Below are 15,547 nucleotides of genomic sequence, written 5' to 3'. Positions count from 1 at the left end.
GTAAAATTAGTTTTTAACAAAAAGTCCTTTATCTTTTCCGATAACCTTGGTGTATGCCGTTAGTTCTTTAGGTTGCTCGACCAGAATGAAAGACGAAACCAAGTTATGCTAGCCGTGTCGATTTTCAATATGATAGAAAGGTCAATATGTCATGCGACACTATGCAATATTTATAAAGCATGAAGCTAATATTGATTTCATAAATGCAATGTAAGTGGAATAAATCATTCTTTTAGAGTAATAATCAGGCTATATCAGTAAACTTTCCGTGGTATTTGGTCAGGTAAAGTGAACCTTACTCATCCATAGGTTTTTAAGAGAACTAGAAAGAAAAATTGATGGGTAGGGTTAAACTGAGTTGGTTTCCTGCAACTGAACTTGGGGGTTTAATGAGCGGTTGCGCTCGGTATACGAGATCAATCGCCTCCTTATCTAACGAAGAAGTACCAGAGCTTTGGATCAGAGATACATTGATAACGTGACCATCTCTGTCCATAGTAAAACGTATCACAGGGGTGCCTTTTTTCTTCATACGTTTTGCTTTCCTTGGATATTTCTTCTTCTTTTCTAAATGAGCATGTAACGCCTGTTGCCAACTTATTTTTGCTATCCGACCATTCTCAGAAAGTTGTCCTTGTCGTAGTGCTGCCGCCGCATTCGCTACATTACTTGCGGTTATGTTTTTCTTTGATTGTGCTTGCTGTGATATGGCTTGAGACTCTGTTTTTAGTGGCTTATTTTTTTTGATGGGATCCACCGTTTTCGATTTAGCTTCTGGCTTAATTGGTATCTCAGTGACTTTTTTCTTTGATTGCTCTGGCTTTACAGGCTTGCGTGTATGCTTTTGCGGCTTATCAGCTTTACTTTCGGTCGTTTGGTTCTGAGGTGGGGATTTTTTTACTACCTCTTGATTATGTTTGTTAGGAGCTAAGAATGTTGAAGGCTTTTCTGCTTCTATAATAGGAACAATTGAAGGTGAAGTTTGTGCAATAAAAACTTCTTCTTTCGGTGGTGTTTTCAATACCTCTTGTTGAAGAATCTCTTTTTGCGGATCACCTAATACAGTGTCCTCAATTTTTTGTTTGTTTGAAGCGAGAGGCGCAACAATAGTGACGACTATAGGAGCTGCTTGTATTGGAGGTGTAAAATCATATTGCGGCGTCCACATATACGCCACAATAAACACCAAATGAAGAAGAATACTTGCAGTTAGCCCAATCAGCAGGAAGCGTTTCTTAGGCTCTTTTATATTCACTGAAGGATCAGCAAGCAGGCTCATTATTGGCTCCCCACCGGTAATTCAATTCCCACTAATGCTATTTGACCGTAACCCGCTTTAACTAATGCGTTCATCACTTTCATTAAGTCTTGGTAATTAAGATCTTTATCTGCACGTAAATAAATACGTTTATCTTTTCCTTGTAATGCCGAATCAAGTGCTGGCTTTAATGCGCTTAGCGTCACAACGTCACTTTCACCAAGAGTGAGCGACATATCCTTTTGAACAGTTAGGTAGAAAGGTTCGTTTGGCTGCGGTTGTGGGGCAGCAGATGATGAAGGCAAATCTACAGGTACATTAACCGTCGCCAGTGGCGAAGCGACCATCACTATAATCAGCAGTACAAGCATCACATCAACTAAAGGCGTGACATTGATTTCATGATTCTCAGTCATTTCATCACTGTCTGAAGAGGTTTTAAACGCCATGATTAACCCGCCTTTTTTATATCTGAATTAAGGTTGGTTTCATTGTGGCTTTTTCTATCGAGCTCTCTGCTGACTAACACCATGCTTGCCGCTGAGACATCCGTGACTAATGCTCTGTACTTTCCAATAAATCGAGTGAAGTAGTTATACATAATCACAGCGGGTATGGCGGCTATCAGCCCAATTGCAGTTGCCAGTAGGGCTTCCGCTATTCCCGGAGCCACAACCACTAAGGTCGTACTTTTGGACTTTGCTATGCCAATGAAGGCATTCATGATCCCCCAGACAGTACCAAACAATCCAACGAATGGACTAATTGAACCAACAGTCGCAAGAATACCGGTAAGGGATGTCATTTTACGTGAAAGCTCGGTTTGAACCCGTTCAAGACGTAATTGGACTCTTTCTTTTATTCCATCTGGCGTTGCGTGTCCCAGTGATGACAAATGAAGTTCATGTTGAACCGCGGTGAAAAGTATCAACTCACTCGCTTTATGATTACTTAAATTTACTTCGGCGTTTTGAATGCTTTCGCTCTGTACTAAAGTGCTGAGTAGTTTGGTTGTGCGTTTGCTTGCCCGTACTAATTGTATTTGTTTAGCAAGGAAGATAGCCCAGCTGATTATTGAGGCGATGAAAAGAGAGATCATGACGGATTTTACGACCCAATCCGCGGCGTGGTACATGCCCATCGCTGATAGGTCATGAGTAATTAACGGATTTGAAGGCGGAATGATTTGGTGCTCTATCACTTCAGGTAGCGTAGCTGGTGTTGAACTTGAGAGAGAACTTGCAGAAGGTACGGTATTTAGTGGAGAGACCGTATTTACAGGAGATACAGTATTTACTGAAGAAACAGTATCAACAGTATCAACAGTGTCTTGAGTTGCGCTAACCAGTGGGCTAAGTGTCAACACCGAAAGGGCTGACATGAGGCGAAAAAAAAGCGTATTCATTATATTGGCTCATTTGATAAGTAGTAATAGCAAAAGGTTTGCTGAGTGATATGGAAGGTATACCGAATGAGAATCAGAAATCCGTAATGAAATTTGTAAAAATAACGGATGATAAGAAGCCGCAGAGAAAACAGGTACAACTAGCTGGTGGTTCAGTGGTGTACCTGTTTAAATCGTGTACCTGCTTAAGTTAGGCAACAGTTGTTCTTATGCGTTGGTTTTTCTTATGCTTTGGTTTGGCTTATGCGTTGATTTGGCTTAAGCGCTGGTTTGACTTATGTACCAATTAGATTTACGCAACAATTGGATTCGCGTAGCCATTTGAATTAATAAGCAATGTGAATAAATTGCCAATTAAAATCGCTTAGTGAGTTTTAGGCTAACTTCATTTTGTTGGTAGGTGTAAAGCCAGTCGATGTTGCTTTTCACTCGTTTATGAGTCCAGCTAAGGGTGGGAGACACGCCTAAATACTCAATACTTGGTGAGTGAATGACTAAGGTGTAATTTTGTTCTCTGTCATTCCGCTTATCTCCAAGTAAAGCGCTGAAATCTTGATATCGGCGATCTCTCAAAGAAGCAAACAGACTGACGTCTAACCATGTGCTGACGTTTTTGTTAACCCCAAGTCGAACGCCAGACAAAGTATAAGCATGAACTTGTTGATCATTTCGTTTATTTGTCCAGTCCACACCTCCAAATAACAACCATTTATCAGGTAATTGATACCAATAAGTGAACAAAGTCGAGAATTGCCAATCAGACTGATAATCCAGTTTTCCTGGTTGATAGTTTTGATAATCAGCTTTGGTTTCGAATTTAAATGCACTTTGCTTGTTTATGGTTTTGAACCAATCCAGTTTGATTCCAGAACTTAAATACAGGCTTTTTCCTGCAAACGTATTGAACTCAAATTGTGGTGCAAAGGACACGCGATCTCTTTGGCTCTGATAACTGTACCCAAAGCTCGCTTTGACGGTTTGCTCATCATATTCGTCATGACCTGAATAACGAGTGCCATAGGTGAGCCCACTGAAAGAAACGCCATGATGACCAGTGAGTGAGGTTCGTTTATTTAAGCTCGCTTCATAATCGATACCAACAGCCTGTTGTTTTTTTGGGGTGACTCTATCGATGATGCATTGCCCAATATCGCTATGAACCAAACATGTGTAGCTTTCGGAAGAGCTGTTTAGATTGTCATTAAACGATGGTCCGAAACTAATTGAACCGCCCCAGTCATCTCGGGCTTTGAGCGCACTAGAAAATACATCTATGGTTCGTTGAATACCTTGAGTTCGAGGGTTGTTAGATGGGAGTGAAGCTTCAATTTGTTCGAATAATTCTAATGACTCTGAGTTGTTGCGGTTTTCGAATAGAACGCGTGCCAGCTCTAATTGCGCTGGCATAAAATTGGGTTGTAACGTGATTAACTGAGTGTATTCCTCTTGTGCACGTTTTAGCTCACCTTGTGAACGATAAATACCACCTCGAACATAGTGAATAAGCAGCAGGTCTGCGTTATCGAATAGTTGATAATGGCTGAGTAGTTGCTGAGCTAAGCCCCAATTATGCTGCTGAGCAGAAAGGTGCAAGGCTTGGGCGACTTGGTTTGAATCCGAAAGATCTATGCTGAACGTTGACTCAGGATCCGCTATTGAAGGGTCAATTAAATTAGAAGATGATTGCTGCGCGTTTTGACGCTGTTCTTCATCTTGCAGCTCTTCAGCTAAAATGGCGTTTTCTTTTTCAACTGCCGATAGCGCATCTTGTTGTTCAATTCGAAGGCTAGTATCAGGGTTAGATGCCACGCTCGGCAAACTGACTAATGCGCTTGGAATGGCGACAAAAGAAATAAGCGGTAGGAATAATCGTTGTGAAAGGTTGAACTTCATGGGTGTCTTAATGCGCGAGTGCTTATAAGTGAAGCACAGATGAAAAAGAAAGAAGCAGCGTGTGCTGCTTCTTTGGTTTAGGCTAAAGTATTACTGCTTTTCACCACCAAAGGCAGTATCAAGATCACTATTACTAGTGAATGTCGCGATACCTGCAAGGGAAGCCGCATCCGCACCGAAGAAGTGACCTTGAGATGAACCTTGGGTTACAGAACCAGCTTGTGTCGCGGTTGCACTGCCGTTGAACGACGCCGTTGCAGAGTCAATAGTGCTATTCACACCAACAGTTAGGGTTGCATTCGAGATACTACCCGTTAAAGTTTGGTTATTGAAATCAGCATCAAATGTTCCAGACAATTTATTGCTGCCACTAAACTTATTAATGCCGGTGATGTTGTAAGTTGCAGTCCCGCTAGTTGGTACAGTTGTGCCAGCATCGTTCCCTACGTAGTAAACCGTTCGGTTATTGAAATCTGCGTCTTGTGTACCCTCATACCATTCCCCAAACCAAATGTCTTGGTTCGCAACTTGTACAAAATTGTAGTGAGAGTTACTGAAGTGTTTACTGCCTGATGTATGAACACTGTCTCGCTCTTTACTGCTGAAAATATTTCCAGCTAAGCCGTCGAAGTCGACGCGTTTACCAGTAGCACTGCCTATTCCTGCTTTGCCTTTTGAGTGGAAAAATGGCACATAAACTTCTGATTCACCAACTTGGCGAAGTGAATTGTCGCTGATAGCACCGTCAAAACCGGCTTGAACGACAGGGCTTAGACCAAGAAATGCTGCTGCGATCCATGAAAGTTGAACTGGTTTCATTTTCTATTCCTTTTAAATGTATTTTAAATGATTGAAATCAAGCCAGTTGCCCGGTGCGCGCGACAGACATCTCACTTGCTTTCATCAAATACACCGAAGTAAGAGTCCAAACCCGTAAACAAAAATAAAATAAAAAAGCGCCTAAGTTCATAAGCGCTTTTGAATGGATAAATCTAAGTAAATATATTGGCTATCGACTAGTGAATGCGTAATTCCCACCAGCTCTTCGGATTGGACTGTAATCACCCAAGCCGTAGAGGCTCCAGGCAAAATCAAGGCTTATATCCGTGGTTTGACCTGCAGTTGGAGGGGAAAGGATTGTAATTACTTCTTTTGTGCCAGCAGGAATAACGTATATTTCGCTTTCCTTTAAATCACCAAAGGGCGTTCGAGCTATTGGTTGTACAGTATTCGATCGATCTCGGAAGGTACTAACCGTTAAAGTGATGTCATTGGTTACGGCTTCGAATGTATAAGTGCCGAGTTCATAATAGTCTGGGAGGTCACCGCTATCTTGTGTCTTATCAATGGTCCATGTATTGCGATACGGTAATAGAACAGGGTTGGGGTCATCATCAGTCATTACCTTTGCATGGGGGCCGGTCAGCGAATCCACGCGCACATAGGCTGCTTTTGATGGAAATGATGACAACTCTCCATCACTGACTTCGACAGTAATGCCATAGTCACCAGCTACGTCTGCTAAAAAATGAGGTTTTGCTGAGCTTGGGTTAACAATGACAGTGTTTGACGTTTGCGGTTTTGAGATGAATGACCATAGGAAAGTGATCGGGTCACCATTTGGATCTTCGCTTGTACTCGCGTCTAATGGGATCGTCATGCCTTCAATGGCACCCATAGGGCTTCCTGTCCCTCTTACAATTGGTGGGACGTTCTCATAGTAGAAAGAAACAGTGATTGTATCACTAGCGGATGCTAAACCATCGGATACAGTAACCTCCACAATGTAATCCCCGATAGTATCTGTCGATAAATCCGGACTGTTATTGTAAGTGCCTTTAAAATAAGTGGTAGTGGTTGTATCCAGTCTTGGGCTACTGTTTTCTGGTTGTTGTATGATTTTCCAGCGAAATGTCAACTCATCATTATCAGCATCATTTGCTGAAGCAGACAGGTCAGCTTTACCAATAATATTCTCTCGGTAATGGTCATTGAATATCGAAACCGTCGGTGGTGAGTTTTCTCCATCAGAAACCGCAACAACTTTTACTTGATTGGTTCGGCTGCTGATGGTTCCATCATGAACGACAAGATCAACAACATAGGTTCCTAATTTGTCTGCTATAAATGTGGGCTTTATGGCATCGACCTGAGACAGTTCAGCTAGGCTTTGAAGCGGGGTTGAGCTCAAAGACCATTGATAGGTAATTTCGTCTTTATCATAATCAATACTTGAGGTTCCATCGAGTTGTACCCGATCGCCTTCCTTCACTTGCTGATTTATGCCTGCAATCGCAATCGGTCTCTGGTTGTTCTGCAAACCTGGATCGGTACTTGGAGTGTTGCTATCTCCACCACTGTTACAGCCTGTTGATAGCGCAGCAAACAATAAGATGGGTGCCCAATGAAAAGTAATATGCATTTAGAATTCCTGATACAAATCTTGAGTGGAATACAAAGAGTTATACGCTCATTAATATCCAGCCGGTTTTGAAAGTTGTAATGATGTTCTAACCGATACACCGAGCGAACTATGAAAACCCATAAACCAATTTGACTGAGGATTCGAAAATAAAAAAAAGCGCCTAAGTTCATAAGCGCTTTTTTGAATGGATTTAGCTAAGTAAATGTATTGGCTATCGACTGGTGAATGTGTAACTGCCACCCGCTCTTCGGATCATATTGTAATCGCCCACACCATAGAGACTCCATGCAAACCCAAAGCTTATATCTGAAGTTTCACCTGAAGTTGGAGGAGAAAGGAATGTAATGGTTTCCTGTGTGCCAGCAGGAATAACGTATATTTGAGCTTCCTTTAACTCACCAAAGGGTGTTCGAGCTATTGGCTGTACTGTATTCGATCGATCTCGGAGGGTATTAACCGTTAAAGTGATGTCATTGGTTACGGCTTCGAATGTATAAGTGCCCAGTTCATAATACTCTGGGAGGTCACCGCTATCTTGTGTCTTATCAATGGTCCATGTATTGCGATACGGTAATAGAACAGGGTTGGGATCATCATTAATTGTTACCTTTGCATGGGGGCCTGAAAGTGAAGCAACGCGTGCATAAGTGGCCTTGTTTGGAAAAGATGAGAACTCTCCATCACTGACTTCGACAGTAATGCCATAGTCACCAGCTACGTCTGCTAAAAAGTGAGTTTTTGCTGAGCTTGGGTCCACTATGACAGCGTTTGACGCTTGGGGTTTTGAGATGAATGACCAATGGAAAGTGATCGGGTCACCATTTGGGTCTTCGCTTTGACTTGCGTCTAATGGAATAGCCATGCCTTCTATGGCAAGCATGGCGGAGCCGACGCTTACACCTGGTGGAACGTTCTCATAGTAGAAAGAAACAGTGGCTGTATCACTGGCGGATGCTAAACCATCGGATACAGTAACTTCCACAATGTAATCCCCGATTGTATCTGTCGTTAAATTCGTGCTTTTACGATAGGTGGAAGTGGTTATATCCAGTGTTGGGTTACTGTTTTCTGGTTGCTGTATGATTTTCCAGTGATATGTTAACTCATCATTATCAGCATCACTTGTTGAGACTGACAGATAAGCTTCATCAATAATATTCTCTCGGTAATGGTCTTTGGACATTGAAACCGTCGGTGGTGAGTTTTCTCCATCAGAAACCGCAACAACGGTGACTTGATTAGTTCGGCTGCTGACGGTTCCATCATGAACGACAAGATCAACAACATAGGTTCCTAACTTGTCTGCTATAAATGTGGGCTTTATAGCATCGACCTGAGACAGTTCCGCTAGACTTTGAAGCGGGGTTGAGCTCAAAGACCATTGATAGGCAATTTCGTCTTTATCATAATCAATACTTGAGGTTCCATCGAGTTGAACCCGATCGCCTTCTTTCACTTGCTGATTTATGCCTGCAATCGCAATCGGTCTCTGGTTGTTCTGTAAGCCTGGGTCGGTACTTGGAGCGCTGCTACCCCCATCACTGTTACAGCCTGTTGATAGCGCAGCAAACAATAAGATGGGTGCCCAATGGAAATTAATGTGCATTTATAATTCCTGATACAAATCTTGAGTGGAATACAAAGAGATATACGCTCATCGTTTATCCAGTCAGTTTTGAAAGTTGTAATGATGTCCTAACCGATATACCGCACGAACTATGAAAACCCTCAAATGAAAACCTGAGTTTTGTTAATAAAGATTTGGGTGAGATGCGTGTTTTTTCAGAAACAGATAGATACGAGCTTTAGAAGGAGAGGGGCGCTGGAGGCGGAAATATGGTTAGGTGTCTTGCTGGTGGGGCAATTAAATTCGTTGCAACTTAGATAAGAAAAATCCGAGTGCGATTAAAACACTCGGATTTCATAAAAGATATATTCGCTTTCTCGTTATTACTTAACTTTGAAGATACCTCTTTGTTTCTCTACTCGACTACTGATCACAGATAACTAAGATGGAAACTTGTGATCTTTCTTTATCAATCGTTTGGAAATCATGTTTAGGGTAACTAAGTTGGAAACTGTTGGTAACTTGGAAGTCTTATTAAACTTTGTAGCGATAACTAAAATGGAAACTAAGAGGGTAGTAGGGATTAGTCGGTTTTAGCTTCCATACAGCGAACCGCCACTGTTTGATATAGTTAAGGAGAACATCATTGAGAAATGGCCTGCTAGAGCTTCATTTTTTGTGGCACTCTCTTTCAAACCTCTTATTCTGATGTTTTTCTCAAACTAGCTTCTTAATCTGATACTTTTCCCTTTGGCTACATTTACTCTGATGTTTTTCTCAAACTAGCTTCTTAATCTGATACTTTTCCCTTTGGCTACATTTACTCTGATGTTTTTCTCAAACTAGCTTCTTAATCTGATACTTTTCACTTTGGCTGCATTTGATCCGATGTTTTTCACAAGTTAGCCTATTAAACTGGTGTTTTTGCTTGTTCGGTTCATTAAGCTGGCATGAAATGATCATAAGAAAAGAATTTTGAAGGCTGAATCAGTAGTAAGCCATGTAGATCAGAGCACTAGTTAGACTTCGGGCAACCTAGTTACCATCGAAGGCTACCTTTTAATTGGAATTATGTTCGTAAAAACAACATTATATAGACTCTGTGAATAATTGATTACGATCTGAATCGAACTGCCTCTTAATAGAACATTGGCTATTCGTAAACTTCTAGAGCAACGTATTCAATTTTAGATAAGGATTATGTTCTACTGGATCTGATTCAAGATGTTTAGCTATGGAGTAAAATTAAACTGTCAACCGAACTTTTAACGCGACTATATTCAAAAATGTTGGTCAAGTGGCTGTTAACAAAGAACATCATGCTGAGAAAAGCAGATAAACTTGAATCAACTAACTCCCTTAGATTAGAGATCAAAATCTGCAAATAAAAAACGCCCCCACAAGTGAGGGCGTGTTATCACCGAATTACCTTTTTGTATATACGCTTTTCGCAGTCGCTCTAACTTTAAACTTCTCCCGAAGTACCTACATTAATTCGGCTATAGAGCGGGTGGAAGGGCTTTTTCAATTCGACTAATCCTTCTCTTACCTAAGCCTATTGTAGCTGAAGTCCCGCTTGTAGACCATCATTGACACGAAAACACTTGAAAGTAGAAGCTAAGGCAGAGCAGGCATCCCGCACGGACAATTTTGTGTTAGTGAAACTACTAAATTAGCAAATTATGGATTATCTAGGGCTTTGCAAATCTCTAGTTAAGGTGGCCAAATTTAGTATTCCACTACTGGGGTTCGATAATTCTCAAAATACAATATCTAAGGATTTTCTGGAAAATGTTAAGTTCGAACCTACAGTAGCAAGTTGTACCGATGGCCTGTTATTCCTTTTTTTATCAACGAAGCAGAATCCGTTAAAGCCAGCGAGATTTGATTTCGCTAATTGATATCCTTTATAAGGGAGCCTGTCTTCATAAAGTAACAGTTCAGTTTCCGACATTGACCTGTGTAACCACTCTAAAGCGCTCGATGAATCACTTTCAAGTAAGCTTTCCGCAGTTTTAAAAGCCTTTTCATCACCATCTAACCTTTGCATCAGGAAAAGTATTTGAGCGTTTGCGCAGTGAATGATTTCGCATTCTTTATCACTATTTGATAGCCGTGGAGCGTCGCTATAGCTTATGCCTAACTTAAAAAGCAACCACGAGACGTGTGCTAACAACTGGGTGTATTCGTTGCTGTTGTAGATGTTTTCACTGTCATTGAGGATCTGAATTGGAGATTCTTTTTCATTAAAGAAACGGAAAAAAGAGATCTCTCTAAGTTTTTTAAGGTGCTTCTCATCAACTATTGGTTTTGTTTTGTTGGCATTGTCTTTAGTCGGCTGTACCTTGATTTCATGCGAACCGACAATAAACTCGTGACGGCTAAGGTTATGAATTACAACGAAGGCCATTAGTAGAAAGCTCATTTTATTGGCTTCATTATCCGAGTTCGAAACATATACCTTTTCAAGCTTATCAAGTATTTTCGTGAGCTTTTTATGTACATATTCTACTTGCTCAGGAGAAATACTTGGGTTTTCAGCGGTATCTTCATCATCTGTTCCGACAAGTTCTTCCTCATTGCGTCCTAAATGGTCTTCTCTATATAGAGAATTGCTGCCTGGCTGGATAGAAGGTATGGCATGAAGAAACATATCTAAGATTAGGTTTAAACCATCCGACGATATGGCACGCCTTCCTGACTTGGTGTGAGCGTAGTTTTCTTGATCAATGCTAACAATGAGCGAATCTCTCTCATTCGTATCACCATGAGTTTGTGGTATATATTTTTCAGATGTACCGACAGGGCGGCGTAATTGAGGTGTTAGCTTTTCAATGCAGTTAAATAGAAGATCAAATTGAGGGTAATCAGTACTTAATGATGAAACAGCCTGTCTTAACTGGCGTTCTTCAGAAGACTCACATAGTTTTTCTAGCGAGGGGACGTTATGTGTAACGACAGTAGCGATTAACTTTTCATTAAGGAGTAGGTAGATCAGTTTCCCGCAGTCTAACAACTGCTCAGATATAATAATGACCTGATTTTCTAGAGTATGTTCAATTTGGTAATAGTCACCAAACTCATCCTTGTAAAACGGCTGACAACCTCTATGGCTATCCTTGAGCTCGATTTCTAAAGACTGGTTAAGTTCTAGTTCAACAAATACCAACTCGATATGTGTAGTGTCTGTAGAGCCTTCGCTTAGCTCTTTGCTATTTACTTCCAGTACTTCTTCTGACGCTACCATATCCAAAAAGTTGGTTGAGATTATTGCGTCCTTTGCATCTCCATTTCGGAGAAGAAGCATTGCCTCAGCATTGGTATTACTGCCAGTCTTAAGCCATGCATTGCTACTGAAATTAGCACTACCTGATATGAAGAATGTTTCTTGATTGGCGATAAATACTAAAGCTTTTGCATGAGCGTATGTTGTGAACTCTGGCATACTATCAGGTTGGATAGATTTTATATCTACAAATTTTACGGTGCCACTGTGCAGTATTGTGGTATTCAGGCAAACGCTTTTAGGCTGTATTGCAATGATGGGTTTAGCTACAGAAAACTCAGAAAGATAAGAAACGAACTGTCCCGAGCTGTCAAAGAACGCTGAAACGCCGTATGTTTTGTCAACTGTTTTCGGTAGGTGCGTTTGGAGGCTTCTCCAAAGACATTCTTTATTGGAAGAGGATGAAAACAGGAAGCTATTGCTACTAGGTAGCTTCGGCTTCTTTTTAACCCATGGAGCTAAAGTCTTGGCTTTACCTAACATCTCTCTAACTATCTGAGACGAGCTTTGCCCATAATCATTCAGCCATATTTCAAACGCATGAAAAGCATCTTTAAAAATAGAAAGATCTTCTTCGTTAGATTTCTCATCGAACCTAATTACATTTGTAACTTCTAAGTTGCTGCCGAAACCAGATAGAGTCATGTTGTGGCTTCCAACTACAAGCAAGCCTTTTCTTTTACCAAGGAGCATATACACTTTGGGGTGAAATGCTTGGTTACATTTCATAGGTGCAATGCCGTATGCGTAGCCAGCAAACTTAGGTGGAAAATTCTGGATAGCCGCTTTTAACATGCGATTATCAACGAACAGTAAATGATTTGTCACACCAGCAATTTGCATTTTTCGAAGAAGGTACTCTTCATAGAATGCAAAGTTAATAGAGTAGCTTGTCATTAGGCATGAATCGTAACCACCTTTCTTCAGCTCTTCTATGAGCGAAATAGGGCTGCTCATAGGCTCACCTTCAGAATGTCATAGCCCGCAGGTTCTACTAGAAAAGAGTTCTTTGTTATACGAACCATGCCAAGATCTGCCATAATTTGAATAACTTGCTTAAATCTTGGTGACGTAAAAACTGCTGGGGGTGGCTTTATTATTTCGATACCAAATTCACTGGGTAGGAAACGAAAGGTCATCTGTTGTTGGTTTCTTAGCTTTCTCATAGCAACAAGAAAGTGGTTCTCAAGTAAGCTATGGTGAGTTAATTGTATCAACCCTGACAGAGTAGATTGTTTACTCAATTGGGTATTTAAAGTTTCACAGATAGCTAACAGATTGAGTGGGTATCTATCTAAAAAGCTTTTCTGGAGCTCTACGCTGTTATACCCCGACTTATTCTGAGTGCGGGAAACCAGTGCTGCCAAGATCATTAGGCAATTATTAGTTATGGATTCTAAATCGTTACTGCCATTCTTTGTAAGTTTCTCTACTCTGTGGGCAAGAGTCATTTCATGGTTATTTTCATCCCATCGTTCATAGTTAGGTAACTGAACAGAAAGTTGAGACAAGGTTTGATCGAATTGTTGGTGATGATAATTTGATATTACCTTGCCACCAGGCCCTTCTTGCCAGTACCACGCAGCTATTGACCGAGTGTCTTTGAAGTTCGGTCTGCGAGATTCAGTTGCTTTTAGAACACAGTAAAATATTCCTTGCATGGCAATAGAGGCTATCTCATTTCTAGCGTAATCTTGCCAGCTAGATTCAATGTTCCAAAGGTGCTCGTATTTACCTGTGTATTGAAGAGCATTTGTATAAGCCAGTTTTCGGAAGACCGCCACATCAAAACTTTGAGAGGTGTCTGTTTTAGTAATATGCTCGGTGAGAGCAAGGATATAAGCCATCGATTCAACGCGGCTGAGAGCTTGAAAGTCAGTTTCGTATTCTGTTTGATAAAGTGACGCGAAACCTTTGGTGAATAGGTTAATTAAAAGAGTTCGTTCTTCACTGTCGCATGATAGATTACATGGGCAGAATGACTTTAAATAAGTCAGAGTTTCGTAGGTAAACTCATCATTTTCAATAGTTTCCAAAAAAAGTGATGAGTTAACGTTTTGGTCAAATGCTTTGGCTAGTTTTAGTCCTACTTCTTCAATGAGCTTCCCGTTTTTAGGAGACTCACCCGCTAGTATTTTTAGGTTGCAAAGTGTGCCAAAGTAATACTGTCCTAGGCCGCCAAAGGAGTTCTTAAAGTATCGAGAGGAATCAGGATTAGTATGGCTAAATTGCGATAGCTTGAATTTTTTCCCTGAGGTGATGTCTTCGAAGTGTTTCTGAAATGTATCCTTGCCTACAAGAGCCCCAGAGTGATTAACTGTACCGTCATCACTTGTTTCATGTGCCATAGCGGCAAGTGTGAATAGGCAGTCTGCTCTTCGGAACATTTTTAAAAAAGTGTCACTATCTAACCACTTTTTCCTTTCGAAGGCATAAAACACCCATGCGTAGAACGAATAGTACCGAGCTCTATCGGTAACATTAGTGATTCCAGGAAGAAGTTTACCGTAGACTTCGATGCATGGAGCTTGCACTCCTAAATGGTCGAGGCCAGAAATCTGATTAATCGGCTTAACCCAGCCAGTATCTGAGGTAGCTTTCAAGCTCATTGTCCTACTCGTTAAGGATATACAAAACAAATATGTATAGCTGTCTATACGCTAATTTGGTGTTTAGTGATGGTCATCGGTTTCCTGATTTAAATCCAGGTACTAGGGCTCGAATAGAGTCAACATGCTCTAGCTCGTGCCTATTCATCAACTGCAAGTTGAAAGCATGCGGCGGCAAAGAAGCATCAGGCGTACAGTCTACGTGAAGGTCATTGAGCACGTAGCCCGCTAACGCCTCATTGATTGTAATGTTTCGAACGTATTGACCTTCCATACCAAGATCAATGGCTAAGTCATTTCTATTTTCATGCTTAGAGTGTGGTGCAACACTTAAGACGACATCACGGTTCCAAAGAGTATCGTCCTTTATAGTCTTGTCGTATGAGCAGTCAGTTTGCTGAGCCTTAAGAATTCGACTGATTCTAAAGCACAGGAATTTACGTCTTTTGCTGTCCCAAGCACGGATGTGCCAAGCCCCAAGTCCTTTGAATAGAGAATGAGGCGTAAGGGTTCTAGTCTCGGTGCTAGTTGAGGAACTGTACAGGACAGAAATACAGTGCTTATTCAGGATCGACCTTGTGACTTGAGAGACGATATCAATGGATAGTGAATCCAACACTGTCGCGAAGCTGATCACACCATAAGTTGTTACTGGAATTGAGTTAAGCTCCTGACCCCATGCGATTAACCTCAGAGCAGCTTCTGGGTCATGCTCAAAAGCTGGACTAAACGATGCTGACCTCATATATGCACGCAGGCTTTCGTTGAAAACCGTGTTGTCGGAAAAACGTTCCTTGTAAGCGTTAAAAGAACGGCTTGCTGTAGCAACGGCAATATCGCCGTGCTGAATAAGGTCGGAGCGATTCACTTTCCCAAAGAAGCAGAGATAGAAATCAATAAGCCTTAGTCGTTTGGTTTGTGGAGATTCGACACAACGCATAATGATTACCCTTATCAAAATGAACTGTACTAATTTACTCTAACGAATCATTTGATTCCAGTGTAATATGACACTAGTTGATTCTTTGACCGCTAGTAGACACGATACACTTGGCTCTTTTGGGTGTTGAGGCATTTCTATCTTAAACGCAGCCTCTTAACTCT

10 protein-coding genes are annotated in these 15,547 nt (G+C 41.1%); all 10 read right to left on the bottom strand.

The window, feature by feature from the left end; genetic code table 11:
- Positions 1–322 precede the first annotated feature (322 nt).
- Entirely contained in the window at positions 323–1,279 is a 957-nt protein-coding gene (locus tag L4C37_RS20060; RefSeq protein ID WP_429769660.1) for an energy transducer TonB, read from the bottom strand.
- Complete coding sequence (exbD, locus tag L4C37_RS20055) at positions 1,279–1,707, bottom strand: TonB system transport protein ExbD (protein ID WP_429769658.1); 429 nt, start codon at positions 1,705–1,707, stop codon at positions 1,279–1,281. The genes L4C37_RS20060 and exbD overlap by 1 nt, the downstream gene beginning before the upstream one ends.
- A 2-nt stretch (positions 1,708–1,709) precedes the next feature.
- Complete coding sequence (gene exbB, locus L4C37_RS20050; RefSeq protein ID WP_429769656.1) at positions 1,710–2,663, bottom strand: tonB-system energizer ExbB; 954 nt, start codon at positions 2,661–2,663, stop codon at positions 1,710–1,712.
- A gap of 354 nt (positions 2,664–3,017) precedes the next feature.
- A complete protein-coding gene (locus L4C37_RS20045; RefSeq protein ID WP_429769654.1) occupies positions 3,018–4,556 on the bottom strand; it encodes a surface lipoprotein assembly modifier in 1,539 nt (512 codons plus the stop codon).
- A gap of 90 nt (positions 4,557–4,646) precedes the next feature.
- Complete coding sequence (locus L4C37_RS20040; RefSeq protein ID WP_429769652.1) at positions 4,647–5,375, bottom strand: Slam-dependent surface lipoprotein; 729 nt, start codon at positions 5,373–5,375, stop codon at positions 4,647–4,649.
- A 190-nt stretch (positions 5,376–5,565) separates the two neighbouring features.
- On the bottom strand, positions 5,566–6,978 hold the full coding sequence (locus tag L4C37_RS20035) for a PKD domain-containing protein (RefSeq protein WP_429769650.1): 1,413 nt from the start codon (positions 6,976–6,978) through the stop codon (positions 5,566–5,568).
- Positions 6,979–7,192: 214 nt separating this feature from the next.
- Positions 7,193–8,587, bottom strand: a complete 1,395-nt coding sequence (locus L4C37_RS20030) for a PKD domain-containing protein (RefSeq protein WP_429769648.1) — start codon at positions 8,585–8,587, stop codon at positions 7,193–7,195.
- Between the two features lie 1,720 nt (positions 8,588–10,307).
- Positions 10,308–12,791, bottom strand: a complete 2,484-nt coding sequence (locus L4C37_RS20025) for a phospholipase D-like domain-containing protein (protein ID WP_429769646.1) — start codon at positions 12,789–12,791, stop codon at positions 10,308–10,310.
- Complete coding sequence (locus L4C37_RS20020; protein WP_429769644.1) at positions 12,788–14,443, bottom strand: hypothetical protein; 1,656 nt, start codon at positions 14,441–14,443, stop codon at positions 12,788–12,790. The genes L4C37_RS20025 and L4C37_RS20020 overlap by 4 nt, the downstream gene beginning before the upstream one ends.
- A 73-nt stretch (positions 14,444–14,516) precedes the next feature.
- Positions 14,517–15,383, bottom strand: a complete 867-nt coding sequence (locus L4C37_RS20015) for a BrxR family helix-turn-helix transcriptional regulator (RefSeq protein ID WP_372288179.1) — start codon at positions 15,381–15,383, stop codon at positions 14,517–14,519.
- Positions 15,384–15,547 lie beyond the last annotated feature (164 nt).

Source organism: Vibrio kagoshimensis, from assembly GCF_050337535.1.
Taxonomy (GTDB): Bacteria; Pseudomonadota; Gammaproteobacteria; order Enterobacterales; family Vibrionaceae; genus Vibrio; species Vibrio gallaecicus.
This window is presented reverse-complemented; position numbering and strand designations above follow the sequence as displayed.

Bases quoted from the DNA above. Each gene is read 5' to 3' on its own strand.
- L4C37_RS20060 (WP_429769660.1), bottom strand. From the start codon at position 1,279: ATGAGCCTGCTTGCTGATCCTTCAGTGAATATAAAAGAGCCTAAGAAA.
- exbD (WP_429769658.1), bottom strand. From the start codon at position 1,707: ATGGCGTTTAAAACCTCTTCAGACAGTGATGAAATGACTGAGAATCAT.
- exbB (WP_429769656.1), bottom strand. From the start codon at position 2,663: ATGAATACGCTTTTTTTTCGCCTCATGTCAGCCCTTTCGGTGTTGACA.
- L4C37_RS20045 (WP_429769654.1), bottom strand. From the start codon at position 4,556: ATGAAGTTCAACCTTTCACAACGATTATTCCTACCGCTTATTTCTTTT.
- L4C37_RS20040 (WP_429769652.1), bottom strand. From the start codon at position 5,375: ATGAAACCAGTTCAACTTTCATGGATCGCAGCAGCATTTCTTGGTCTA.
- L4C37_RS20035 (WP_429769650.1), bottom strand. From the start codon at position 6,978: ATGCATATTACTTTTCATTGGGCACCCATCTTATTGTTTGCTGCGCTA.
- L4C37_RS20030 (WP_429769648.1), bottom strand. From the start codon at position 8,587: ATGCACATTAATTTCCATTGGGCACCCATCTTATTGTTTGCTGCGCTA.
- L4C37_RS20025 (WP_429769646.1), bottom strand. From the start codon at position 12,791: ATGAGCAGCCCTATTTCGCTCATAGAAGAGCTGAAGAAAGGTGGTTAC.
- L4C37_RS20020 (WP_429769644.1), bottom strand. From the start codon at position 14,443: ATGAGCTTGAAAGCTACCTCAGATACTGGCTGGGTTAAGCCGATTAAT.
- L4C37_RS20015 (WP_372288179.1), bottom strand. From the start codon at position 15,383: ATGCGTTGTGTCGAATCTCCACAAACCAAACGACTAAGGCTTATTGAT.